A 24,460-nucleotide genomic window follows, 5' to 3' on the forward strand; every position below is an offset into this window, starting at 1 on the left:
TCGGTCCTCACTTCTTCTTGCGGTCCAGGAACGCCTGCATGCGCTCGAACTTGGCGTCGGACTCGAACAGGATGGCCTGCGCGATCTCGTCCACGTGGGGGTGGGCCCCGCGAGGGAGGTGGAAGACGCGCTTGGACAGCCGCACCGCCAGCGGGTCCTGCTGCGCGATGCGGTCGGCGAGGGCGTCGGCGGCGTCGAGGAGGGCGTCCGGCTCGTGCAGCTCGGTGACGAGCTTGAGCTCGAGGGCCTCCTGCGCGTCCAGGATCCGTCCGGCGAGCAGCAGCTCGAGGGCCACGGGCTCGCCCACGAGCTCCTTGAGCCGCCACTGGGCGCCCGCAGCGGCCGTGATCCCCAGACTCGTCTCGGGCTGGCCCATCTTCAGCGCCGGGGTGGCGATGCGGAAGTCGGCTGCGTAGGCCAGTTCCGCGCCGCCGCCGAGGGCGAAGCCGTCGATCGCCGCGATCACGGGCATGGGCAGCCGGTGGATGCGGTCGAAGACCTGCGAGTTCACGCCGCGCAGGGCGTCGTCGCGGCGGCGCTCGCGCAGCTGTCCGATGTCCGCGCCGGAGGCGAAGATGCCGGAGAACGTCCCCGGTTCGCGCTTCGACTCCACCTGCGTGCCCGAGATGATCAGGGTCTTCGGCTCGCGTTCGAGGTGGGCGCAGAGCTCGTGGAACTCGTCGACCATGGTCTGGTCGATCGCGTTGCGCACGCCCGGGCGGTCCATGCGCGCGTGGACGCGGTCCTCGCGCTCCTCGACGCGCAGTGCCGTGAAGTGGCTGAAGTCGGTCATCTGCTCAGACCCTCTCGACGAGCATCGCGGAGCCCTGGCCCACGCCCACGCACATCGTGGCCAGGCCCCTGTCCGCGCCCTCGCGTTCCATCCGACCGAGCAGCGTGACCACGAGACGCGACCCCGAGGAGCCCAGCGGATGGCCCAGGGCGATCGCGCCGCCGTCGGCGTTGACGGTCTCCGGGTCCAGGCCGAGGCGCCGCATCGAGGCCAGGGACTGGGTGGCGAAGGCCTCGTTGAGCTCGACGGCGCCCAGGTCCGCCACGGACCAGCCGGAGCGCTCGAGGGCCTTCTCGGTGGCCGGGACGGGGCCCAGGCCCATGATCTCGGGGGCCAGGCCCGCCGAGGTGGACTCCACGACGCGGGCGCGCGGGGTCAGGCCGTACTTCTGCGCGGCCCGCTCGGAGACGACGAGGATCGCCGAGGCGCCGTCGTTGAGGGAGGAGGAGTTGCCGGCGGTGACCACGCCGTCCTTCTTGATGATCGGGCGCAGGCCGGCGAGCACCTCGGGGGTGGAGCCGGGGCGGGGGCCCTCGTCCGTGTCCACGATCGTCTCGGCGCCCTTGCGGCCCGTGACGACGACGGGCACGATCTCGTCCGCGAAGCGGCCGGCCTCGATGGCGGCCAGCGCGCGCTCGTGCGAGCGGGCGGCGAAGGCGTCGGCGTCCTCGCGGGTGATGCCGTCCACCTCGCCGACCTCCTCGGCGGTCTCCGGCATGGAGAAGGTGAACTTCTCCCCGAACTCGCCGTCCGCGAAGCGGGGGTTCACGAAGCGCCAGCCGATTGCGGTGTCGAAGGCCGCGCCGGGCTTGGCGAACGCCGTCGTCGGCTTCTCCATCACCCAGGGGGCGCGGGACATCGACTCCACGCCGCCGGCCACGACGACGTCGGCCATCCCGGAGCGCACCATCGCGGTGGCGATGCCGATCGCGGACATGCCCGAGGCGCAGAGACGGTTCACGGTGATGCCGGGGACGGTGTCCGGGAAGCCGACCAGCAGCCAGGCCATGCGGGCGACGTTGCGGTTCTCCTCGCCGGCGCCGTTGGCGTTGCCGAGGATGACCTCGTCCACGACCGACGGGTCGATGCCGGCGTCCTCGACCACGGCCTTGACGGTCAGGGCGGCGAGGTCGTCGGGGCGGACGGAGGAGAGGGCGCCGCCGTACTTGCCGACGGGCGTGCGGCGACCGCCGACGAGCAGGGCCTGGGACTGTGCGGACATGGAGACTCCTTGAGTGACCGACGACGGGGCGGGCGCGGGCGCGGCGAATTACCGACCGCGCGTTCAGGTTCAGTATCCCGGGCCGGTGTGACGGGGGTCAACTGCGGGGGCGGGTGTGACGGGCCAGCGCACCCCGCGCTGAGGCCCGCAGACGCGCCGTTTCGTCCCCGAGATAGCGGCGTGTCTGCGGGCCTCGGCGCCGGTCCGGCCGCGCACGACGACGGCGCGCCCTCCCGGAGGGGGACGCGCCGTCGTCGTGGGGTGGGGACGGGTGAAGCCCGTCAGGCGGGCCGGATCAGGCCGAGACCACCGGGTTCGAGCGCGTGGCCACGACCTGCTCGTCGTGCAGCTCGCGGTCCTGGATGCCCTTGGGGACGAACAGGACGGCGATGAGCGAGACCGCGGAGATCGTGATGATGTACCAGGCCACGTTCTCCCAGCCGGTCTTCACGAGCTGGTCGGCGATCAGCGGGGCGAAGGCGCCGCCGATGATGGTGCCGAGCGCGTAGCCGATGGAGACGCCGGAGAAGCGGACGCGGGCCGGGAACATCTCGGCGTACATCGCCGACTGCGGGCCGTAGGACGGGCCCAGACCGAGGGTCAGGACGAACAGGCCCAGCGAGAACAGCGGCAGAGACGCCGTGTTGAGCAGCCCGAACAGCGGGAAGGCCCAGACGATCAGGAAGCCGTAGCCGAGGACGAAGGTCAGCTTGCGGCCGATCTTGTCCGAGATCCAGCCGCCGAGCAGGGTGAAGATGAACCAGCCGACGCCGCCGATGAGGCTCGCGATGAGCACCTCGGAGGAGGTCATGCCCAGGCCCTTCGGGCCGCCGTACTTCGAGAACCACGCGATGAGCAGGTAGCCGACGCCGTTGTTCGCGGCGAAGATCACGGCGGCGAGGATGACCTCCTTGGTGTGGTGCCGGAAGAGCTCGCCCAGCGGGGCGGACTCGTCCACCTTGAGCTGCTGCATCTCCTTGAAGACCGGGGACTCCTCGACGGCCTTGCGGATCAGGTAGCCGACGACGATCAGCACCACGGAGATCAGGAACGGGATGCGCCAGCCCCAGGTGAGGAACTGCTCCTCGGACATGGTGGAGCGCACGATGAACAGCACGCCGGTGGCCAGGATCATGCCCAGCGGCACGCCGATCTGCGGGGCGGAGCCGAACAGGCCGCGCTTGCCGTGGGGGGCGTGCTCCACGGACAGCAGCGCCGCGCCGCCCCACTCGCCGCCGGCGGACAGGCCCTGCAGCAGGCGCAGCACGACGAGCAGGATCGGCGCCCACACCCCGATCTGGGCGTAGGTGGGCAGCAGGCCGATGAGGGTGGTGGCCAGGCCCATGCCGATCAGCGTGAGGGACAGGACGAACTTGCGGCCGAAGCGGTCGCCGAGGTGGCCGGCGATGATCGCGCCGAGCGGGCGGATGAGGAAGGAGATGCCGAGGGTGGCCCACGCGGCGATCTGGGAGCCGTTCTCGCCCATCGGCTGGAAGAAGAGGGCGGCGAAGACGAGTGCGGTGGCCTGGGCGAAGATGAAGAAGTCGTACCACTCGATGGTGGTGCCGACGACGGTGCCGGCGATGACCTTGCGCTCCTCGCGGCGATCGCGCGCGGGGGCGGGCGCCGCGGGGGATGCGACGGTGTGGCTCATGGATGCTCCTGGGATGCGGGGCGGCGGCCGACCGTGAGACGGCGGCGGGACGGTGTGGTTCCCGACCGATCGGTCGGGAAGTGACACCCGTCACCGTATACGATCCTCTGTGACTCACGCCACGATCCCACCTGATGACGGGAATGTGACGCGGCCACGCCGGGACGACGACGGCGCCGCGCCCTTCACGCAAAGGGTGCGGCGCCGTCGTCGGTGGCGGGGTGCGGCGGCTCAGCCGCGGCCGGTGAACTCCGGCTTCCGCTTCTCCTGGAAAGCCTGGAAGCCCTCGGCGTAGTCGGCGGTGCCGCAGAGCTCGCCCTGAGCGATGTTCTCCGCGTCGAGGGACTCCCACAGGCCCACGCGGTGGTCGCGGACCTGGGCCACGAGCTCCTTCGACGCGCGGAACGCGAGGGTCGCGCCGGAGGCCACCTGGGCGACCTTCGCGCGGGTGAACTCGAGCAGCTCGTCCGCGGGCAGGGCCCGGGAGAACAGCCCGGCCTGGACGGCCTCGGCGCCCGAGAGGAGCTCGGCCGTGTAGATCAGGTCGAGGGTGCGGTGCGCGCCCAGGCGCTCGGTGAACAGCCAGTGGCCGCCCGAGTCCAGGGTGGCTCCCAGGTTCGCGAACGGCGAGCCGATCTTCGCGTCCTCGGCCACATACACCACGTCCGTGGCGATCGCGAGGCCCAGACCCACGCCCAGGCAGGCGCCCTGCACCGCCGCGAAGGTGGGCACCGGGATCTCGGACATGGCCCGCAGCACCGGGGTGACCCTGTCCCGCAGGTAGGCGGTGGCGTCGTCCTCGGCAGGGACCACGGCGGAGATGTCGCGGCCCGCGCAGAAGCCGCGGCCCTCGCCGCGCAGCAGCACGGCCCGGACCTCGCCGGACTCGACGCCGGCGGCGGCCCGCTCGTAGGCGGCCTGGAGCTCGGCCAGCGCGGCCTCGTCCAGGGCGTTCATCCTCTGGGGGGCGTCCAGCACGATCTCGGCGACGCCGTTCTCGACGGTGATCTCGATCATCGGGGGCTCCTTCGGTCTCGTGGGCGGGCGCTCAGGCGTCGAAGTCCAGCGTGATCGAGTCGGAGGTCGGGCGGGTCTGGCACGTGAGCACGTAGCCCTTCTCCACCTCGTCCTTCTCGAGCGCGTAGTTCTCGTCCATCTCGTAGGCGCCCTCGACGACCTTGGCGCGGCAGGTGCCGCACACGCCGCCGGCGCACGCGAAGGGCACGTCCGAGCGGACGCGCAGCGCCGCGTTGAGCACCGTCTCGTGGGCAGACGTGGGGGACTCGACCTTGGCGGTGAGGCCGTCGAGGTTGAACTCGATGGTCACGTTGTCGCCCTTCGGGTCCACCTCCACCACACGGCCGGAGTGGCCCTGCGGGTTCTCCGGGCGGCCGGTGGTGAACAGCTCGAAGCGCACGTCGTCCTCGGACACACCGCGGGCGGCGAGCGTCTCACGGGTGAGCTGCACGAGCTCGAACGGGCCACAGAGGAACCACTCGTCGGTGCCCTGCACGTCGATCACGCGGTCCAGGAGGGTGGTGAGCTTGTCCTCGTCGATGCGACCGGAGAGCAGCGGGGACACGCGCTGCTCGCGGGAGAGCACGTGGTGCACCGTGAACCGGGCCGGGTACTTGTCCTTGAGGTCGCCGATCTCCTCGGCGAACATCACGTCCATGGCGGAGCGGTTCGCGTAGACCAGGTCGAAGCGCGAGGACTCGGAGGCCGCGAGCACGGCCTTGGCGATCGCCATGATCGGGGTGATGCCCGAGCCGGCCGCGAACGCCACCAGGTGCGTGTCCTTCTTCTCCGCGACCTTCTCCGCCGCCACCTTCTGGGCGTCGTTGAGGGAGGTGACGTGCGTGCGGGACGTGAACGCGCCCTGCGGGTTCATCACGTCGATCCTCTCGCCGACCTCGAGGCTCTCGTTGGCCCACGTGGAGAACTTGCCGCCGATGTCCTTCTTCACGGCCACGCGGATCTCGCCGCGCTTCGGGACGGCGCAGATCGAGTAGGACCGGCGCACCTCGGCGCCGTCGAGCTCCTTGCGCAGGGCTACGTACTGGCCCGGCACGTAGTCGTAGTCGTCGGCGAGCTCCTCGGGCACCGCGAAGGTGACCTCCACGGAGTTGTCGGTCAGGCGGCGCAGCTCGGACACCTCGAGGGTGTTGAACGTGGCGCGGCGCTTGCCGGTGGTGGGGGCGTCGGTGGTCTCGGTCATCAGTGCACCTTGAAGTAGTCGAAGGGCTCGAGGCACTCCCGGCAGGTGTAGAGGGCCTTGCAGGAGGTGGAGCCGAAGCGGGTGATCTCGCGGGTGTTCAGGGAGTGGCAGCGCGGGCACTTCACGGCCATGCCGATCCTGATCGGGCCGTCCGTGGCGCGCGCGACGGGCGGGGCGATGCCGTACTCGTTGAGCTTGGCCCTGCCCTCGTCCGTCATCCAGTCCGTGGTCCACGCCGGCTGGAGCACCAGGCGCACCTCGGCGTCGGGGAACCCGGCGCGCTCCAGCGCGCGGGTGACGTCCGTGGTGATGGTGTCCATGGCGGGGCAGCCGGAATAGGTGGGCGTGATGACGACGACGGCCCTCTCACCCTCGACCCGTGCCTCCCGGAGGATCCCGAGGTCCGCGATGGACAGCACGGGGATCTCCGGGTCGTGCACGGTGGAGGCCGCATCCCAGACCCGCGCGTCGGCGGGATCGGCGGGGCGCAGCTCGCTGGCGGTGGTCACCAGGTCGCTCCCGGGTGACGGCGCGCCAGGGACTGCATCTCCGCGAGGATGTACCCGCGGTACTCGCTCATGGCGCCGGAGCGGTCGCCGCCGCGGGCGGTGCCCGTCGTCGGGACGGTCAGGCCGGCCTCCTCGATGGCCGCGCGGATGCGGGTCATCGTGGGCTCCTCCAGCGAGGACGGCAGCACGGCGACGCCCTGCTCGGCGAGGGCGCGGACGACGTCGTCGTCGTGGAAGAGCTCGGCCACGTAGGGCCACAGCTCGTCCAGGCCGCGCTGCATGCGGCGCTTCGACTCCTCGGTGCCCAGGCCCAGGCGCTGCAGCCACAGGGCGGCGTGGTCCTGGTGGTACAGGACCTCCTTGAGGGCCTTGTCCGCGATGGCGGCGAGCGTGGGGTCCGTGGACTCGCGCAGGCGGGTGTACAGCTCGTACGAGTAGAACGAGTAGTACAGCTGGCGGGCGATGGTCTTGGCGAAGTCGCCGTTCTCGGCCTCCACGAGGCGGACGGAGCGGAACTCCTCCTCGTCGCGGAAGTACGCGAGCTCGTCCTCGGTCTTGCCCCACGCGGTGCCGGCGTAGGAGAGGAGGAAGCGGGCGTGGCCCACGAGGTCCAGGGCGATGTTGCCCAGGGCGATGTCCTCCTCGAGCTCCGGGGCGCGCGAGATCCACCAGGACAGGCGCTGGCCGAGCATCAGGGCGTCGTCGCCGAGGGCGAGGGCGTAGCGGGCGACGTCGTCGCTCGCCTTCTGTTCGCCCGCCGCGATCTCCTCCGCGGTGATGGCCACGCCCGCGGAGTGTTTCGTGGCGGAGTCGTTGGTCGCGAAGCTCACAGGTGCGGCACCCCCTCGGACTGCTGGTAGTAGGTGGCGTGACGGTAGGACTTGCCCTGCGCGGACTCGAAGAAGCCGCCCTTGGAGTCCGGGTCGGAGGCCGCGATGGCCTCGGCCGGGACGACCCACACGGAGGTGCCCTCGTTGCGGCGGGTGTACAGGTCACGCGCGTTGCGCAGCGCCAGGGTGGCGTCCGGGGCGTGCAGCGAGCCGGCGTGCACGTGGGAGAGGCCGCGGTTGGCGCGGACGAAGACCTCCCACAGGGGCCAGGCGTGGGAGGCGGCGGTGGTCTCGCTCATGGGTCAGGCTCCGATCAGGTGGGTCTCGGCCGGCGCGTTCTGCTCGGCCTGGCGGCGGGCGTAGGCGGCGGCGGCCTCGCGGACCCAGGCGCCCTCCTCGTGGGCCTGGATGCGGCGGGCCATGCGCTGGGTGTTCATGGGGCCGTCGCCCTTGATCACGGACATGAACTCGTCCCAGTCCAGCTCGCCGAAGTCGTAGTGGCCGCGCTCCTCGTTCCACTTCAGGTCCGGGTCCGGCAGGGTGAGGCCGAGGGCCTCGGCCTGCGGGACGATCATGTCCACGAAGCGCTGGCGCAGGTCGTCGTTGGAGAAGCGCTTGACCTTCCAGGCCATGGACTGGCGGGAGTTGGGGGAGTCCTCGTCCGGCGGGCCGAACATCTGCAGGGCCGGGCCGTAGAAGCGGTCCACGGCGTCCTGGGCCATCTGCTTCTGCTCCGGGGTGCCGTGCGAGAGCTCGTAGAGGATCTCCCAGCCCTGGCGCTGGTGGAACAACTCCTCCTTGCAGATGCGCACCATCGCGCGGCCGTACGGGCCGTAGGAGGCGCGGCACAGCGGCACCTGGTTGCAGATCGCGGCGCCGTCGACGAGCCAGCCGATCGCGCCCATGTCCGCCCAGGTGCGGGCCGGGTAGTTGAAGATCGAGGAGTACTTCGCGCGGCCGGAGAGCAGCTGCTCGTTCAGCTCGTCCCGCGGGGTGCCGAGGGTCTCGGCGGCGGAGTACAGGTACAGGCCGTGGCCGGCCTCGTCCTGGACCTTGGCCATCAGGATCGCCTTGCGCTTCAGGGAGGGGGCGCGGGTGATCCAGTTGGCCTCCGGCTGCATGCCGATGATCTCGGAGTGCGCGTGCTGGGAGACCTGGCGGGTCAGGGACTTGCGGTACGCCTCGGGCATCCAGTCGCGGGGCTCGATGCGTGAGTCCTCCGCGATCAGGCGATCGAAGTTCTCCTGGCCGGCCGCATCCTCGGGGGACGGGACGGAGGCCAGGTGCTGGGGGGAGCTGGTCTGCGTCATGGGGATCACCTCACGCTGAGTGCGGGCTGGTTCCGTGGTCAGGGCGCACCGGGGCGCACCGAATTACTGACCGCTCGTTCAGGATAGGCCAGGGTGTGACCTCGGTCAACACGCCGGGGCGCGCGGGGCCCGGGTGCGACGCGGCCGCCGGGACGGTGCGGGAGGGTTGGCTCCTGCACAGGCGTCCCGACGGCGTCCCCCATCCCCGGATCGTCCCTCGCCGCGGTCGCCGGACCCGGGCCCTCCCTACGGTGGCCGCATGTCACCCCTCATCGGACCTCAGCAGATCGCCACGGCCCTGCGGGCCGCCGGACTCGACGACGACGCCGCCCGCCTGGCCGCGTGGGCCGACCCCGCCCGGCGCGAGCGGGAGGCCGCCGAGCAGGCCCTCGCCGACCTCGCCGTGGCCCAGACCCAGCTGCGCACGGCGCTGGGCGGGCTGGTCAGCGCCGCCACGGACGTGCGCTCGGCGATGCACACGGCATGGCGCGGGGAGGCCGCCGGCGCCTATGGGGAGGCCGTGCGCCGCGCGGTGACCCTGGCGGCGGAGCTCGAACGGGAGGCCGGGGAGTGGCTCGCCCTGCGGGCCACCGCCGAGCGGGACGCCGAGGACGCGCGCCGGGACGCGGAGGCCCGGCAGCGGGCGGCCGAGGAGACGGCGCTGGCCGTCCTGCGCTCGCTGGCGGTGGCGGCGTGACCGGCGGGCGGGGTGCCGGTCCGGGGGCGGTGGCCTTCAGCACGCACGGCGGACCGGGCTCGATCTACGCGGAGGCCGAGGAGATGCGCGTGGTGGCCGGGCGGCACGAGCACGCCGCCGACGAGGCGGCCGGAGCCTCGTGGCAGGTCGACGCGGCCGCCTTCGGGCTGGGCCGGTCGGCCACGTGGCTCGCCTCCGCCGCCCTGCTGCAGGACCGGCTGGCGGAGGCGGTCGGTCGGGTGCGGAGCCTGTCGGAGCAGTGCGCCGAGCTGCACCGTGACCTGCTCTCCGCGGCGGCCCGCTACGAGGAGGCCGAGCGCGCGGCGGCCGGCATCATGGCCGCCGAGGACGCCTCCCTGGAGGAGCTGCCGGCGCTGCTCTGGCGGGACGGCCATGAAGGCCTCACCACCCGCGAGGCGGAGCGGCTCGTGCAGGACGTCGTCCAGGCGGTGCCCGAGGCCATCGTGGCCGCCATGCTCGCGGCCGCCGGGTTCCCCCTGCTCGCGGCCCTGGCGCGGATCGACGTGAAGATGCTGACGAGGGCGCAGAGGCGCGTGCTGAAGCGGCCCGTCTCCACCGCGGCGAAGAAGGGGACGGATGCCGCGTCGGACCTCACCGAGGCGCTGCGGGTCTCCCCGGATGAGGCATGGACCGTGGCGGCGGACGCCCTGACCCTCGCCGGCGCGGCGCCCCGGGGCGCGGTGACCCCGCACGGGGCGCCGCAGGACCGGCCGACGGCGCCCGCCCTGCTGGACGGCTCGGCCACGGGGCTGGCCTCTCTCATCCCGCGCGCGGAGGGGGACGGGGACCTCACGGTCACGGAGGTGGTGCGAGAGAACGGGAGCCGCGCCTGGGTGGTGGGCCTGCCGGGCACCCGAGGCGGCCTGATCCCGGATCCCGAGTCGACCGACCCGTGGGACGCCGGCGGACTGCTGGACGCCCTCGGCTCCGAGTCCGAGGTCACGGCCCCGGCGGTGCGGGCGGCGCTCGAGGCGGCCGGCGTCCCGCACGGCGCCCCGCTCGTCCTGGCCGGCTACTCCCAGGGCGGGGTGCACGCCGTCAACCTGGCCGGTCGCGAGGACTTCACGTCCGCGTACCCCGTGGCCGGGGTCATGACGATCGCGGCGCCGTCCGGCAACGCCGTGGAGACCGGACGGACCGCGGTGCTGGAGTTCTCTTCGGACGGGGACCTGGCCGTCGCCGCGGACGGGGCGCCCGCCCCCGTCTCGTCGCGCCGGGCCGAGGTGGTCTTCCACCCGGCCGGCCACGGGTGGGACGCGCCCGGGGGCGGCTTCCGGACCGCCTCTCCGCTGGCGGTCGAGGGCGACCTGGACGCCGCCCACGACTTCGACGCCCAGGTGGACCTGATCCGGCAGTTCGAGGCCGCCGAGCCTGCGGCCCGGGCGGAGGTCGCCGGGCTCTCCGCCGCGTTGGCCGGGCTGACCGCCGGGACCGTGGCCTCGAGCCGGGCGGTGCGCCTGCGCCGCACCCCGCCCGAGCGGGAGCACCTGCCCCCGGGATCCCGGTGAGCGCCCCGGCGGCGGGGCGCCCGCCGCCGGGGCGCTCAGTTCGCGTCGAGCAGCACGCCCGCGAAGAACGCGTTCAGGCGGTCGACCTCGTCCAGGCCGAAGACGCCGGAGACGTACTGGTCCGGGCGGACCACGACGACGGCGCCGTCACGGCTGATGCCGCGGGCCTCGAAGATGTCCTCGCCGTGCTTGGTCCGGCACGTGGCGAAGATGTTGTTCAGGTCGCGCAGCCCGAGGGAGCCGGTGGTCGGCCGGAAGATCGACGGCACGTCCGGGTGGGCGAACTCGGTCTGCTTCTGCTGGTACACGACCTTGATGTCGAAGCGGGCGTCCTCCGGCCCGTCCGACGGGGTGTGGCGGTTGCGGAAGGACCGCGGGTCCTCCACGATCGCCTTCGCCCACGCCGCGACCTTCGAATCCTCGGCGCGCGGGGAGGCGGCGTCGGCGAACACGTAGACGCGCCAGCGGCCGTCCGCGCGGTGCAGGTGGCCCAGGTGCTTGACGTTGGTGTCACACGAGCGCTCCACCAGCGCCGACTTGAAGCGCTTGCCGATGGGGTAGCCCTGCGCCAGCGCCTGGCCGGTGGCGTCCGTGGTGAGGAGGGAGGGCTGGTACTGCGTCATGAAGCCGGCCGGGAACTCGGCGGTCTTCGTGTAGAACTCGGCCACCTCGTTCGGGTCGCCCAGCTCGGAGGTGGGCTTGGCCATGAGCGTCGACCACTCCTTGTCGAAGTCGATCAGGTTCTTGGCGATCTCCTTGCGCTCCTCCGAGTAGGTCGGCACGAGCTCGACCGGGGCCATCCCGGAGAGCACCTGGCCCAGCTTCCAGCCGAGGTTCCAGCCGTCCTGCATGGACACGTTCATGCCCTGGCCGGCCTTCGCGGAGTGGGTGTGGCAGGCGTCGCCGAGCAGGAACACGTTGGGGTGGGCCACGCGCTCGCGGTTGTCGAAGCCCGAGGTGAGGCGGTGGCCCACCTCGTACACCGAATGCCAGGCGACCTCCTTCACGTCCAGCGTGTAGGGGCGCAGGATCTGCTGTGCCCGGCGGATGATCTCCTCGAGCGGGGTCTGGCGCACCTTGTGGTTGTCGTCCGCCGGGACCTCGCCGAGGTCCACGTACATGCGGAACAGGTGGCCGCCCTCGCGGGGGATCAGGAGGATCGAGCCGCTGGACGAGTGGATCGCGCACTTGGTGCGGATGTCCGGGAAGTCCGTGTCGGCCAGCGCGTCCATGACGCCCCACGCGTGGTTCGCGGCGTCGCCGGTCAGGGTGTGGCCGATCGCCTTGCGGACGCGAGAGCCCGCGCCGTCCGCGCCCACCACGTACTTGGCGCGCACCTGGCGGGTCGGGCCCGAGGCGGGGTCCTCGAGGGCGTTGCCCTCGGCGTCCACGGTGCGGCGCAGGGTCACGAGCACGGGGTGCTCGCCGTTGTTCGTGTCCTCGAGGGCCTCGAACGCCCAGCCGTAGTCCGGCCGCGCGCGGGTGGGGGAGTTCTTCATGTACTCGGCGAACCAGTCCAGGATGCGGGCCTGGTTCACGATCAGGTGCGGGAACTCGGAGACGCCCTCCGGGTCGTCCTCGGCCAGCGAGGTGCGCACGATCGTGTCCGCGTCGTCCTCGGCCGGGTTCCAGAACGCCATGGAGGTCAGGTCGAAGGCCTCGTCGATGATCTCGCTCGCGAAGCCGAAGGCCTGGAAGGTCTCCACGGAGCGGGCCTGGATGCCGTCCGCCTGGCCGATCTCGAGGCGGTGGGGGCGGCGCTCGATGATGCGGGTGTGGACGTCCGGGAACATCGCGAGCTGGGCGGCGGCGATCATGCCGGCCGGGCCCGAGCCGACGATCAGCACGTCCATCTCGTCCGGCAGCTCGGCGGGGCGGTCCAGGCCGATGCCGGCCGCCACCTGGACGCGCGGGTTCGTGGAGACATAGCCGTGGTGGTGGAAGAGCATGGGGGGTCCTTTCGCTGCGGGGGATGTCGCTGCGCGGCGAGCGTGCCACCCGACGGTGTGTTCTCTCAGAGAGCACGGTGTTCTCCCTGGGAACACATGTGTGCCAGACTGTACGCGGACGTGACCGGGTTCACAACCGGCGCGCGGGCCGACCACGCCCCGGGCGCGTCACGTCCGGCACCCGAGGCGAGGAGCACAGATGGCGGAGCACGACGGCGGCCCGGTCCGGGAGGGCGCACCCTCCCAGACGCTCTCCCGCGCGCTCACCCTGCTCGAGACCGTCGTGGAGGCGCCCGAGCCGCCCACCATCGCCGACCTCGCCGACGGCCTGGGCGTCCATCGCTCGGTCGCCTACCGCATGCTGCGCACCTTCGAGACCCATGGCCTGCTGCGCCGCGACGGTCTCGGCCGCGTCCACGCCGCCCCCGGCCTGGCCGTCCTCGCCCGCCGGGTGGAGCAGGATCTGCGCGCTGCGGCCATGCCGCACCTGACGGCCGTCTCCACCGACCTGGGCATGACCGCGTTCCTGGTGGTGTGGGACGGGGCCCACTGCCTCACCCTGGCCACGGCCGAGCCGCCCAGCGGCAACCTCGTCACGCAGCGGCCGGGGACCCGGCACCCCCTCGGGGTCGGTGCGCCGGGGATGGCGATCGCCGCCACCCTGACCGGACAGGAGTGGGCGCGGCTGCCCGGCGAGGCCCCGCCTGAGCGGCCCGAGCTCGACGACGTGCGGGAGCGCGGCTGGGCCGTCAGCTCCGACGAGGTCATCACCGGCGTCTCCTCGGTCGCCGTGCCGCTGCGGGTCCCCGGCCAGCTGCCCGCCGCCCTCGCCGTGGTCTACGCGACGCGGCCGGAGGACCCGGCACGCCTCGGAGACCGGCTCGGTGAGGCGGCCCGGGCCGTCGCCGTCGCCTTCGGCGCAGCCTGAGCCCGGGTCCCGTGGTGCCGCTCACGGCGTCCGCGGCCCGCATTACCCTGGTGGCCATGACTGATGACGCACAGCAGACGCCCGCCGTGGTCGCGCCCCACAAGAAGGTCGGCATGCTGCCGCCGTACGCCGCCGGAAAGCCGCCGGTCGCCGTCCCGGGCCTGCACCCCTACAAGCTCTCCTCGAACGAGAACCCCTACGCGCCCGTGCCCGGCGTGATCGACCGGGTGCGTCAGGTCGTGACCGGCCCGGAGGGCGCGCCCAGCACCCTCTGCCGCTACCCGGACACCCTCTCCACCGGCCTGCGCCAGGCCCTCGCCGCGCACCTGGACGTCCCCGCGGACGACGTCGTGACCGGCGCCGGCTCCCTCGGCGCCCTGGCCCAGGTCATCACCGCCTTCGCCGGCCACGGCGAGGCCGGGGAGGGCGACGAGGTGATCTTCGCGTGGCGCTCCTTCGAGGCCTACCCGATCGTGGTCCGCACCGCCGGTGCCGTGGACGTGCAGGTGCCGCTCACGGCGGACCACCGCCACGACCTGCCGGCCATGCTGGAGGCGATCACGGAGCGGACCCGCGTGATCCTGCTCTGCACCCCCAACAACCCGACCGGCCCCGTGCTCACGACCGCCGAGGTCGAGGACTTCCTGGCGCGCGTGCCCGCGCACATCCTCGTGGTCATCGACGAGGCCTACGTGGAGTTCGTCCGCGACGAGGACGCGGTCAAGGGCCTGGAGATGTACCGCAAGCACGCGAACGTCGTCGTGCTGCGCACCTTCTCGAAGGCGCACGGCCTGGCCAACCTGCGCGTGGGCTACTCGGTCTCGCAGCCGGAGATCACGAAGGCCCTGCGCACCGTGGCCACCCCGTTCGCGGTGTCCACGGTGGCCGAGGAGGCCGCGATCGCCTCGCTCGAGCACCTGGACGAGGTCCTCGATCGCGTGCAGGTCGTCGTCGACGAGCGCGAGCGCGTCGCCGCCGCCCTGGCCGAGGCCGGCTGGGACCTGCCCTCCTCGCAGGCCAACTTCGTGTGGCTGCCGCTCGGCGAGCGCACGCAGGCGTTCGCCGAGGCCGCCCAGGCCCGGGCCCTGTCCGTCCGGGCGTTCGCGGGCGAGGGCGTGCGCGTGAGCATCGGCGAGCAGGAGGCCAACGACCGCTTCCTCGAGGTCGCGCGCGACTTCCTGACGTGAGCGGGCCGGCGTGGGCTCACCCCGGCGGCCCGATCACCCGCCACATCAGGCGGCGGTACAGCAGCGCGCACGTGGTGAGGACCAGCGCCCCGGCGAGCACCGGGGTGACCAGGTAGTGCCAGTCCGCGTTGCTCAGCATGACCGCCAGCGCGGTGGCGCCCGCGGGGGCGTGGATCACGCGGAGCCCGGCCATGACGGCCATCGCCAGGCCCATGCCGGCCGCGAGCGAGTACCAGGCCAGGGGCAGCACGGAGATCACGGCGATCCCGCATGCGGCCGAGACCACGTGCCCCACGAGCACGTTGGCGGGGTGGGAGTGCGGGCCGTGCGGCACGAGGAACACGAGCACGCAGGACGAGCCGAAGGCGCCCACCAGCAGCGGCACGGAGGCCAGGTCCTCGCCGAGGCTGAGGGTGGCGATGGTCAGTGCCCCCGCGATCGAGGCCGCGAGGACCACGTGCCAGGGCAGACGGGGGGCCAGCGGGCGACGCCACGGGTCCAGGAACCGCGGGGGACGCAGACCGGGCAGGCGGGTCATGCGCTCGTCTCATCTCCTCGTGACTCGGTCGCGGCCCGGGTCGGGCTCCTCCAGGGTAGGCCGCGGGCGGGGTCCGGGGGCGCCCGGGGGCGGAGAGGCCGGGTCTGTGACGGCCGCTCAGCGGCGCAGCGCCACGAGGGCGTCCTCGGCGTCCCACTCGTGCCTCGGAGGAACGCCGGTTGACCTATCCCGGGTGCGGCGGCCTACGACCGGTGATAACTCAACCGACGACGTCGGCCCGCACCTTCACGCGCAGGCGCGGGCCGACGTCGTCCCGGCGGGGTGCTCAGGCGGTGCGCAGCACCATGCCCGGGTGGAGCATGGTCGAGACCGTCATACCGTTGAGGCGCTGCAGGCGCTCCATGGAGACGCCCGTGCGCTGGGCGATGAGCCACCAGCCGTCGTTCGCCTGGACCACGTACGTGGCGGGCGAGGGCGCCGGGGCGGAGGCGGTCTGGCCGGTCCGCAGCACCATCTCCGGGTGCAGCACGGTGGTCGCGGTCATGCCGTTGAGGCGCTGGAGGGTCTCCATCGTCACGCCGGTGCGGTGGGCGATGATCCACCAGCCGTCGCCCTCGCGGACCGTGTACGTGCCCGGGGCCGGAGCAGGCGCGGGCGGGGAGGCCGGCGCCGTGGCGGCCGTGATGAGCACCATCCCCGGGTGCAGGACGGTGGACGTCGTCATGCCGTTGAGCCGCTGGAGCTTCGCGGCGGACACGCCGGTCCGTCGGGCGATGACCCACCAGCCGTCGTTCGGCTGCACCGTGTAGGTGCCGGTGGTGATCGGGGTGGGCTCCGGGGCGGTCGGGTCGGCGACGGTGCGCAGCACCATGCCCGGGTGGAGCACGGTCGACTCGGTCATGCCGTTGAGCTCCTGGAGGGTGGCCGCAGGTACGCCGGTGCGGCGGGCGATGGTCCACCAGCCGTCGTTCGGCTGCACCGTGGACGTGCCGGCGGTCGACGGCTCGGTCGTCGGCGCCGGCGTCGGAGCCGGGGTGGCCGGTGCCGGCGGCTGGCCGGCCGCCGTCGCGATGGCCTCGGCGCGGTCCCGCAGGTCGTCGAAGCGGGCCATCAGGTGCTGCCCCGGGCACGCGGTCGCGGACGTGGCCCGGTGCGGGAAGATCGTGTCCACGGTGACGGGGGTGCCCGCGGCGTACTTCGTGCTGCCGCCCGAGGTCAGGGTGACCCGGCCCCGCGCGTCGATGCCGTCGCGGTACAGGTAGTAGGCGGTGGCGCGGGCCATCGCGTCCACGACCTCCTCGGACGGGGCGACCACGTCGTAGTCGCCCATCGTGGAGACACCCATCGTGCCCCGGTTGAACCCGCCCGCGTGCGTGCCCAGCGGGTTCGAGTCCAGGGCACCGCGGCGGCCCTCGTAGATGTTGCCGAAGCGGTCCGTGATCAGGTGGTACGGGAAGTCGCCCCAGCCGAGGGTCTTCGTGTAGTACGCGTAGATGCCGCGCATCTGCTCCACGGCCTGGGCGCGCGAGTAGTCGTTCGTGCCGGCCGTGTGGTGGATGGTCAGCGCGCGCACCTGGTCGAACTGCGGGGAGTCCTCCGCCCAGGACTCGTCCGCGCCCCACTGCGCGCGGGTGATCACGTCCGGGAGGATCTTCGCGCGCGCGTCCGAGGCCGTGGCCACGGTGCGGGCCTCGGCGGGCTCCTCGCCCCCGACGACGGCGCTCGACTTCACGCCCCGGGGCAGGCCGGCGGTCTCGGCGGCCTGCTCGGCGGCCACCGCCGGGTGCGCGCTCGCGACGGTCTCGTCCGTGGCGGCCGTGCCCGGGTCGATGAGGGACAGCTCGAGGCCGGCCGGGGCTGCGCCGTCGACGGTGGTCACGCGCAGCTGGGCGCCGTCCGCGCCGAACGCGACGAACGGGTCCGTGCCGGTGCGCGCGGGGGCGGCGTCCTCAGGCAGGACGGGCCGCTCCAGGACCTGCCACGGGCCCCAGGCCCCGTCCTGACGCACGCGGATCTCCACGCGCTCGACGGCGTCGTCCGCCGCGGCGTCCCACACGTCGGCGGCCACCGTGAACGGGCGGTCCACCACGGGCTCGCCGAGCACGACGCCGGCCGGAGCCTCCTCGGCCGGGACGAGGTTCTCGCCCTCCTGCGGGACGGTCGCGACGCCGGCGACCGCGACGGCGGGCGCGAGCGGGCGGGGGGACGCGGCGGAACGCGGCGGGAGAATCTTCATGCGGATGCCTTCGGAAGGTGGAGTGCCCGAGGAACGACAGGCACGGGGCGTGTCGCTTTCCCGGGTCGGTGACGTGGTGCGGGCGGGATGAGGGCCGGAGGGCCGTCGTGATCGTAGCGTGATCGACCATTCCCGGGGACCTTTTTCTCGGGCCTCTCGGGTGATTTCACGCCCCCGTGATGTCCGGTTCATCCATTCACAGGTGGGCACGGTGTGGCGCCGGTGCGGAGCACAGCGGAGGGGTGTCGGGTCCGCGCCGGGGGATACGGTGACGGGAGACCACCACGGGCCGCCCGGCCCGGGAACCAGAGGAGGCAGACCATGGCGGAGCCGATCCACATCGGCGCGGCGGCGGACGTCCCGGAGGGCGAGGCGATCGTCGTCCCGGCGGCGACGGCGGGGACGAGGGACGACGTCGCGGTGTTCCACACGGACTCGGGCGAGTTCCACGCGATCGACGACACGTGCACCCACGAGGACGCCTCGCTGGCCGAGGGCTGGCTCGAGGACGACCGCGTGGAGTGCCCCCTGCACGCCGCGCAGTTCTGCCTGCGCACCGGCGAGGCGCTCTGCCTGCCCGCCACCAAGGGCGTCGGCGTGCACCGCGTCGAGGAGCGCGAGGGCCAGCTCTACCTCGTCCCCGGCGCATGAGCCACGACGTCGACGCCCCGGCGGGCGTGCCCGGCTCGGTCGTGGTGGTGGGCGGCGGCGTCGCGGGCTTCGCCGTGGTCCGCGAGCTGCGGCGCCGCGGTTTCGCGGGCGGGATCGCCCTCGTGGACCCGCAGGGCGTGCCCTATGACCGGCCGCCCCTGAGCAAGGAGTTCCTGACCGGCGACGCGGACGCGCACCGCCTGCTGCTCGCCCCGCCGGCATGGTTCGCCGAGCACGGGGTGGAGCTGGTGGAGGACGAGGCGGTCCGGGTGGTGCCGGGCGGTGTCCACCCCGACGGCGGCCCCGCGCCCCACCGGGTGGAGACGGCCTCCGGGCGGGTCCTGGACGCGGACGCGGTCGTGCTCGCCACGGGCGGGCGACCCCGGGCCCTCGACGTCGCCGGCGCCGACCACCCGGACCTGATCACCCTGCGCACCCGCGCCGACGCCGAGACCTTGCGCGACCGCCTGACGTTCGGGACCGAGGTGGCGGTCGTGGGCGGCGGCTTCACGGGGGCGGAGGTCGCGGCTGCGGCGCGCCGCTCGCTCGCCGCGGTGACGCTCGTGACCGGGACGGACGCCCCGGCTCAAGCGGCGGTCGGGCCAGCGCTGGCCGCCCGCCTGCACCGGATGCACGCCGAGCACGGGGTCGCTGTCGAGGTCGGCCGGGCGGCCTGGATCGAGCACCGGGACGCCGACGGCGGCGCCGCGCTGCCGGCCGCCCACCGGCTCCACCTCCACGACGGGCGGACCGTGGACGCCGACGTCGTGGTGCTGGCCGGCGGCACCGTGCCGGACACCGCCCTCGCCGAGGACGCCGGGCTGGAGGTGGCCGACGGCGTGCTCACGGACGCGATGGGCCGCACGACCGTGCCCGGGATCCTGGCCGTGGGCGACGCCGCGCGGGCCCGGGAGTCCGCGTGGGCGCCGTCGCGGCACTGGGAGCCGGCCCTGCGGTCCGGTGCGGCCGCCGCGGCGGCGCTCCTGGGGGGACAGGCGAACGCCCCGGGCGCCCCGTGGTTCTGGTCCGACCGGTACGACGCCCACGTGGAGGCCGTGGGGGACATGACGGTGCCGGCCGGCGGGCGGATCGTGGATCGCGAAGTGCGCGGCGTCGTGGTGGCGAGCTTCGCCCTGGCCGCGGACGGGACCCTGCGCGGGGCCGCGTCGATCGACGACCCCATGACCGTCAAGGCCGCCCGGCGCATCATCGACCGGGGGATCGTGGTGGACGCCGCCGCGCTCGCGGACCCGGCCGTGCCGGTCAAGTCGCTGGCGCGGGGGTGAAGGCGTCCGTTTCGTCAACGGAAGTGGCCTGGAAAGCGGCCGTTTCGTCAACGAAAGCGGTCAGGTGCCGCAGTAGGTGACGAACGGGGCCCCGTCCGCCGGACCCGGCTCCGCGTACCGCTCGAACCCGGGGCGCGGGGTGAAGGGATCCGTGACGGCCTCGAGCAGCCGGTGGACCGGGGCGAGGTCCCCGCCCTCCGCGGCCGTCAGGGCCTCGTCGAGCAGGTGGTTCCGCGGGATGTAGACGGGGTTCACCGCGCGCATGCGGGCCGGATCGGGACCCATCGCCCGCCACTCCGCGAGCCAGGCGGCGAGCCCCGCGGAGTCCGGGGCGCCGGGGACGAGCCGTGCCGCCTCGGTGCGCGCCGCGTCGTCGTCCACGGGCGCCGCCGTGTGCTCGGCCAGCCGCACCCAGAACGAGGTCCAGTCGGCCCGCGCCGCGGCCAGCCACGGGAACAGGCGGTCGGTGAGCGCGGCGACGTCGTCCTCCGCCACCGACGCCGGGAGGCCGAGCTTGTCCCGCAGTCCGCCGCGCCACGCCGCGAGATGAGCGCCGTGGAACCTGCCCAGCGCCTCCTGGGCGAGCGCGACGGCGCGGTCGGGGTCGTCGTCGAGCACGGGCACGAGGGCCTCGCCGAACCGGGCGAGGTTCCACGCCGCGATGGGCCCCTGATTGCCGTACGCATACCGGCCCTGGGTGTCGATCGAGGAGAAGCTCGCGGCCGGATCGAAGGCGTCGATGAACGCGCAGGGGCCGTAGTCGATGGTCTCGCCGGACAGGGTCATGTTGTCCGTGTTCATCACACCGTGCACGAAGCCGACGAGCATCCAGCGGGAGACGAGCTCGGCCTGCGCGGCGATCACCGCCTCGTAGAGCGCGAGCGCGGGGTGCTCGGCGTCGGCGGCGTGCGGGTGGTGGCGGGCGATGGCCTCGTCGACGATCCGGCGCAGCACCTCCGTGGGGTGCGCCTGCTCGGGGAGGGCCGCGGCGTACTGGGCCGTGCCGACGCGCAGGTGCGACGCGGCCGTCCGGGCTAGCACCGCGCCCGGCAGCACGGTCTCGCGGCGGACCGGGTGGCCCGTGGCGACGACGGCGAGCGCCCGCGTGGTCGGCACGCCGAGGGCGTGCATCGCCTCGGAGACCACGTACTCGCGGAGCATGGGGCCGAGCACGGCCTGCCCGTCGGCGTTGCCGCGCGCGAAGGGCGTGCGACCGGAGCCCTTGAGATGCAGGTCGTGGAGCCGACCGTCCGGAGCCGTGAGCTCGCCGAGGAGGAGGGCGCGCCCGTCACCCAGGCGGGGGGAGTAGTGGCCGAACTGGTGGCCCGCGTACGCCTGCGCGACCGGCCGTGCGTCCGGGCCGGGCTGCTCGCCGGTGAGGAAGCGGACGCCGTCGTCGGTGGCGAGCCACTCGGCGTCGAGGCCGAGCTCCGCCGCGAGGCCGGCGTTGAGCAGGACGAGCCGCGGGCCGTCCGTGGCCTGGGCCTGCCAGGGCAGGGCGAGCTCGGGGAAGGTGTCGGCGAAATGCGAGCTCAGGGTGGGGGCGGACGTGGTCATGGGGCCACGCTACGTGGGGGAGGACGGGTGTTCACGGGCCGACTCCCACTGGTCCCGTCCTTTCGAGGCGGGAAATCGACCCCACGGGCGTGGACCAGAGTGCTATGACCTGGATTTCCCGCCTCGAAACGAGGGGGCCGTGGCGGGCCGAGGGGGCCGTGGATCTCACCGGGTCACCCACTGAACTCGGCCGCCCGGCGCCGCACCCGCGCGACGACGTCCGCGTAGTCGTCCCGGGCGTCGGCCCACATGACCTTGATCGAGAGCCAGTCGCGGTCGGCGCACCAGCGGTCGCGCAGCACGTCCCGGGCCTGCTGCTCGGCGGTGCGGTGGTGCTCGCCCTCGTATTGCAACGCGAGGCGCCACGGCCGATACCCGAGGTCGACCGTCGGAGCGCGGCGGTCTGACGGGTCCAGCCGGCACTGCACCTCGGGCTCCGGCAGCCCGGCATCGACGAGCGCCAGCCGCAGACGTGTCTCGCGCGGCGAATCCGCCCCCACGCGCATCCTCGCCAGCGCCGCCCGGGCCAGTCCTCGCCCCTGGAAACGTCCCCGTTCGGCCAGCGATCGGACGAGCTCCTCCGGGGTGTAGGCGGGATCCCCGCGTCCGCCGCCGGGCAGCCACGGCGGGCAGAGCAGGGCGTCACCGGCGACGACGACGTCCCGCTCCGTGAGCGCCGCCCGTGCCGCGCACAGGTCCCACAGGGTGCGGGCCGGCGTCGTCACAAGCACGCCGCCCCGCGTCATCCGCTGTCCCTCCGGCACCTCGATGCGGTGGGGCACCAGACCCGCCTGGACCGGCCGGCCGCCCGAGGTGCCGACGCTGACGTGCACCGCACCGGGGGCCAACAGCCGTGCGGGCACGGTCAGGCCGTGCAGGCGCGCGGCGGTCTCATGGCTGACGACGACGTCGGGATGGCGCCGCTGATACGCGCGGATCTCATCCATCGTCCACTCACGGAAGGAGACCGCCGCAGGGCCGGCCCGTAGATGCCGTGGCGCAGCCGACGCAGGTCTGAGGACTGCAGTCGGGACCACGTCACGCCCGCCCGGCGCGCGTCGTCGACCGTGAAGGCGGCGGGGTCGATCGACGGCGGCAGCGGGGCGGGACGACGGGGCATGCGGTGAGCGTGCCCCGTCGCTCCACGTCCCGAGACGGACGAGCGGGGGTCTGGGGATGCACGAGGGGGTCCGGTGCGGTTGTGCAGGAGGCGGCGACGTCCCCCGAAGCGCCGGCCCCGAGCCATTCGAGGCGGGAAATCCACGTCATGGGCCAGGATCGGACGTCCATGGGGTGGATTTCGCGCCCCGAAGTGAGGGGATGACCAGGTCAGTACGACGTGCGGGGCGCGCCCTCCCCGTCGGCCGCGGCGTCGCTCGGCTCCGGGCACCAGCGGTCGGCGAGGGCCTCGGCGGCGCGGGCCAGCAGGGCGACGTCGGCGCCCACGTTGACGTAGTCCGCGCCGGCGACGGCGTAGGCGTCGGCCTGCGCGGGCACGAACGCATTGACGCCCACGAACTTCCCGGCGGCCTTGACCTTCGTGATGACCTCCTCGACCGCGGCCACCACGTCCGGGTGCGACTGCTGGCCGAGCAGGCCCAGGGACGCGGAGAGGTCCGAGGGGCCGATGAAGACGCCGTCGATCCCGTCCACCGCCGCGATCTCGTCCGCGTTCCGCACGCCCGCGGCCGTCTCGATCTGCACGATCACGGAGACGTGGTCCGCCGCGCCGGGCAGGTAGCCGGGGACCCGGTTCCAGCGGCCGGAGCGCGCCAGGGCGGAGCCCACGCCGCGCACCCCGCCCTCGGCGGAGCCGTCCGGGTAGCGGGCGGCGGCCACGGCACGGCGGGCCATCGCGGCGTCGTCGACCATGGGCACCAGCAGCGTCTGGGCGCCCAGGTCCAGGAACTGCTTGATGGCCACGGTGTCCAGCGCCGGCACGCGCACCAGGGTGGGCACGCGGTAGCCGGCGATCGTGCGCAGCTGGGTGAGGACGTCCTGCAGGGTCAGCGGGGCGTGCTCGGCGTCGATGAGCAGGTAGTCGAGGCCCGCGCCGGCGCAGATCTCCGCCGTCGTCGGGTCCCCGGAGGAGAGGAACATGCCGGCGGCGGGGCGGCCCCCACGGGCGGCGACGGCCTCGGGCGTGAAGAGGTCGCGGAACAGCGGCTGCGGGTTGTGGCGGACGGGCATGGGATGTTCCTCCGGGGTTCTCCGCGCCCCCCACCCGACGCGGGTTGAGTTGTCGCGGGTGGAGCGGGGTCGTACTGGTGATAGGTCAACCCGCGTTGCGGGCGGGGTGGGACGACGACGGCGGGCGGCTCAGGCGAAGCGGCAGGTGATGGTGCCCAGCGGGCCGTAGTCGGCGTAGACGGTGTCGCCCTGGTACACCCACATCGGGCGGGTGAAGGAGCCGGCGAGCACGATCTCACCGGCTTCGAGCGCGTCTCCGTGCCCGGCGATGCGGTTGGCCAGCCAGTGCACGCCGTTGGCCGGGTGGTTCAGCACGCCCGCGGCCACGCCGGTCTCGATGATCTCCTCGTTGCGGGAGAGGATGCCGGAGACCCAGCGCAGGTCCACGTCGTGCACGCCCACGGGGCGGCCGCCGATCACCAGGGAGCCCAGCGCCGCGTTGTCCGAGATGGTGTCCGTGATGGTGCGGCCGGCCATCTCGATGCGCGAGTCCAGCACCTCGAGCGCGGGCACCACGTACTCGGTGGCGCGCAGCACGTCCATCAGGTTCAGGCCGGGCCCGCGCAGCTCGTCCCGCAGCACGAACGCCAGCTCCATCTCGATGCGCGGATGGGTGTACTTCTTCCACTCGTACACGTGGCCGGACTCGAACACCTGGTCGTCGAAGATCACGCCGTAGTCCGGCTCGTCGATCCCGGTCGCGTCCTGCATGGCCTTGGAGGTCAGGCCGATCTTGTGGCCCACCTTGCGGCGGCCCGCCTCGACCTGGCGCTCGGCCCAGATGCGCTGGACGGCGTACGAGTCCTCGATCTCCATCTCCGGGTAGCGCGCGGTCAGCCGCGGCACGGGCACGCGGTCGATGCCCGCGCGGTGCAGCTCGTCGGCGATCTTGACGTGGGTCTCGTGGTCCAGCACAGCGGTCTCCTTCACGACGACGGGCAGGGGCCTGACCTTGATCGTATACGATTACGCGGCTCTGCCCCCGGCCCCGTCGCCATCCTGTCACCGCCCCGGATCAGTCCGGGGCGCGCGTCCCGATGCCCAGCCCGGGCTTGCGGCGGTGCACCGTGAGCCAGGCCAGCCCCCCGACGCCCGTCTGCGAGGCGGGACACCCCTGCTCCCCACGCTTTGAGGCGGGAAATCGAGCTCAAACTGGCCCTCCCGGCTCGAATGAGGTGGATTTTCCGCCTCGAACGGCGTGGAGCGGGGAGACGC

Annotated in this window: 22 protein-coding genes; 6 read left to right on the top strand and 16 right to left on the bottom strand. The window is 73.4% G+C overall.

Translation table 11 applies throughout. From position 1 onward, the window contains the following. Positions 1–7 precede the first annotated feature (7 nt). The 9 genes from SOY78_RS02455 to paaA form a co-directional block, all read right to left on the bottom strand. Entirely contained in the window at positions 8–793 is a 786-nt protein-coding gene (locus SOY78_RS02455; RefSeq protein ID WP_324701719.1) for an enoyl-CoA hydratase/isomerase family protein, read from the bottom strand. A gap of 4 nt (positions 794–797) precedes the next feature. Then, positions 798–2,015 carry a thiolase family protein gene (locus SOY78_RS02460; protein WP_225348709.1) on the bottom strand — a complete coding sequence of 406 codons (1,218 nt, stop codon included), beginning with the start codon at positions 2,013–2,015 and terminating at the stop codon, positions 798–800. A gap of 295 nt (positions 2,016–2,310) precedes the next feature. Beyond that, the gene (locus tag SOY78_RS02465; protein WP_270618357.1) at positions 2,311–3,669 is read right to left on the bottom strand and encodes an MFS transporter; all 1,359 of its coding nucleotides are present in this window, start codon (positions 3,667–3,669) and stop codon (positions 2,311–2,313) included. A gap of 231 nt (positions 3,670–3,900) precedes the next feature. Beyond that, positions 3,901–4,686, bottom strand: a complete 786-nt coding sequence (locus SOY78_RS02470) for an enoyl-CoA hydratase/isomerase family protein (RefSeq protein ID WP_049146507.1) — start codon at positions 4,684–4,686, stop codon at positions 3,901–3,903. Positions 4,687–4,717: 31 nt separating this feature from the next. Then, positions 4,718–5,887 carry a 1,2-phenylacetyl-CoA epoxidase subunit PaaE gene (gene paaE, locus SOY78_RS02475; protein ID WP_324701720.1) on the bottom strand — a complete coding sequence of 390 codons (1,170 nt, stop codon included), beginning with the start codon at positions 5,885–5,887 and terminating at the stop codon, positions 4,718–4,720. After that, positions 5,887–6,396 (bottom strand): 1,2-phenylacetyl-CoA epoxidase subunit PaaD, encoded by a 510-nt coding sequence (gene paaD, locus SOY78_RS02480; protein WP_036316651.1) that lies wholly within the window; start codon positions 6,394–6,396, stop codon positions 5,887–5,889. The genes paaE and paaD overlap by 1 nt, the downstream gene beginning before the upstream one ends. Beyond that, positions 6,393–7,226, bottom strand: a complete 834-nt coding sequence (gene paaC, locus SOY78_RS02485) for a 1,2-phenylacetyl-CoA epoxidase subunit PaaC (protein WP_134377425.1) — start codon at positions 7,224–7,226, stop codon at positions 6,393–6,395. Before paaC ends, paaD begins: the two co-directional genes overlap by 4 nt. Further along, positions 7,223–7,525, bottom strand: coding sequence for a 1,2-phenylacetyl-CoA epoxidase subunit PaaB (gene paaB / locus SOY78_RS02490; protein ID WP_020624884.1), 303 nt, complete (start codon positions 7,523–7,525; stop codon positions 7,223–7,225). Before paaB ends, paaC begins: the two co-directional genes overlap by 4 nt. 3 nt (positions 7,526–7,528) lie before the next feature. Continuing rightward, positions 7,529–8,536 carry a 1,2-phenylacetyl-CoA epoxidase subunit PaaA gene (gene paaA, locus SOY78_RS02495; protein WP_324701721.1) on the bottom strand — a complete coding sequence of 336 codons (1,008 nt, stop codon included), beginning with the start codon at positions 8,534–8,536 and terminating at the stop codon, positions 7,529–7,531. A gap of 259 nt (positions 8,537–8,795) precedes the next feature. Between paaA and SOY78_RS02500 the strand changes: the two genes are divergently transcribed. Then, complete coding sequence (locus tag SOY78_RS02500; RefSeq protein ID WP_141843030.1) at positions 8,796–9,233, top strand: hypothetical protein; 438 nt, start codon at positions 8,796–8,798, stop codon at positions 9,231–9,233. 29 nt (positions 9,234–9,262) lie between these two features. Beyond that, positions 9,263–10,762 carry a hypothetical protein gene (locus SOY78_RS02505; RefSeq protein WP_324701722.1) on the top strand — a complete coding sequence of 500 codons (1,500 nt, stop codon included), beginning with the start codon at positions 9,263–9,265 and terminating at the stop codon, positions 10,760–10,762. Positions 10,763–10,797: 35 nt separating this feature from the next. Here the strand turns inward: SOY78_RS02505 and SOY78_RS02510 are convergent, their stop codons facing one another. Next, entirely contained in the window at positions 10,798–12,711 is a 1,914-nt protein-coding gene (locus SOY78_RS02510; protein WP_324701723.1) for an FAD-binding monooxygenase, read from the bottom strand. 199 nt (positions 12,712–12,910) lie between these two features. Between SOY78_RS02510 and SOY78_RS02515 the strand changes: the two genes are divergently transcribed. Then, positions 12,911–13,639, top strand: coding sequence for an IclR family transcriptional regulator (locus SOY78_RS02515; protein ID WP_095347250.1), 729 nt, complete (start codon positions 12,911–12,913; stop codon positions 13,637–13,639). A gap of 56 nt (positions 13,640–13,695) precedes the next feature. Then, positions 13,696–14,826, top strand: a complete 1,131-nt coding sequence (locus SOY78_RS02520; protein WP_324701724.1) for a histidinol-phosphate transaminase — start codon at positions 13,696–13,698, stop codon at positions 14,824–14,826. 16 nt (positions 14,827–14,842) lie between these two features. Here the strand turns inward: SOY78_RS02520 and SOY78_RS02525 are convergent, their stop codons facing one another. Together SOY78_RS02525 and SOY78_RS02530 are read right to left on the bottom strand one after the other, a co-directional pair. After that, positions 14,843–15,364, bottom strand: coding sequence for an HPP family protein (locus tag SOY78_RS02525; RefSeq protein WP_324701725.1), 522 nt, complete (start codon positions 15,362–15,364; stop codon positions 14,843–14,845). A gap of 286 nt (positions 15,365–15,650) precedes the next feature. Beyond that, positions 15,651–17,561, bottom strand: coding sequence for a LysM peptidoglycan-binding domain-containing protein (locus tag SOY78_RS02530; protein ID WP_324701726.1), 1,911 nt, complete (start codon positions 17,559–17,561; stop codon positions 15,651–15,653). Between the two features lie 321 nt (positions 17,562–17,882). Here SOY78_RS02530 and SOY78_RS02535 point away from each other — a divergent pair, with 321 nt between their 5' ends. Beyond that, positions 17,883–18,212, top strand: a complete 330-nt coding sequence (locus tag SOY78_RS02535) for a bifunctional 3-phenylpropionate/cinnamic acid dioxygenase ferredoxin subunit (RefSeq protein ID WP_324701727.1) — start codon at positions 17,883–17,885, stop codon at positions 18,210–18,212. After that, complete coding sequence (locus tag SOY78_RS02540; RefSeq protein WP_182488702.1) at positions 18,209–19,498, top strand: NAD(P)/FAD-dependent oxidoreductase; 1,290 nt, start codon at positions 18,209–18,211, stop codon at positions 19,496–19,498. Before SOY78_RS02535 ends, SOY78_RS02540 begins: the two co-directional genes overlap by 4 nt. Positions 19,499–19,558: 60 nt before the next feature. Here SOY78_RS02540 and SOY78_RS02545 read toward each other — a convergent pair whose 3' ends face one another. The 4 genes from SOY78_RS02545 to SOY78_RS02560 form a co-directional block, all read right to left on the bottom strand. Then, positions 19,559–21,055, bottom strand: a complete 1,497-nt coding sequence (locus SOY78_RS02545; RefSeq protein ID WP_324701728.1) for a protein adenylyltransferase SelO — start codon at positions 21,053–21,055, stop codon at positions 19,559–19,561. Positions 21,056–21,228: 173 nt separating this feature from the next. After that, positions 21,229–22,002, bottom strand: a complete 774-nt coding sequence (locus SOY78_RS02550) for a hypothetical protein (RefSeq protein ID WP_324701729.1) — start codon at positions 22,000–22,002, stop codon at positions 21,229–21,231. A 382-nt stretch (positions 22,003–22,384) separates the two neighbouring features. After that, a complete protein-coding gene (locus tag SOY78_RS02555; protein ID WP_324701730.1) occupies positions 22,385–23,245 on the bottom strand; it encodes an HpcH/HpaI aldolase family protein in 861 nt (286 codons plus the stop codon). A gap of 129 nt (positions 23,246–23,374) precedes the next feature. After that, the gene (locus tag SOY78_RS02560; RefSeq protein ID WP_324701920.1) at positions 23,375–24,160 is read right to left on the bottom strand and encodes a fumarylacetoacetate hydrolase family protein; all 786 of its coding nucleotides are present in this window, start codon (positions 24,158–24,160) and stop codon (positions 23,375–23,377) included. Positions 24,161–24,460: the final 300 nt, after the last annotated feature.

This window comes from Micrococcus sp. HOU01, from assembly GCF_035609305.1.
Classification (GTDB): domain Bacteria; phylum Actinomycetota; class Actinomycetes; order Actinomycetales; family Micrococcaceae; genus Micrococcus; species Micrococcus luteus.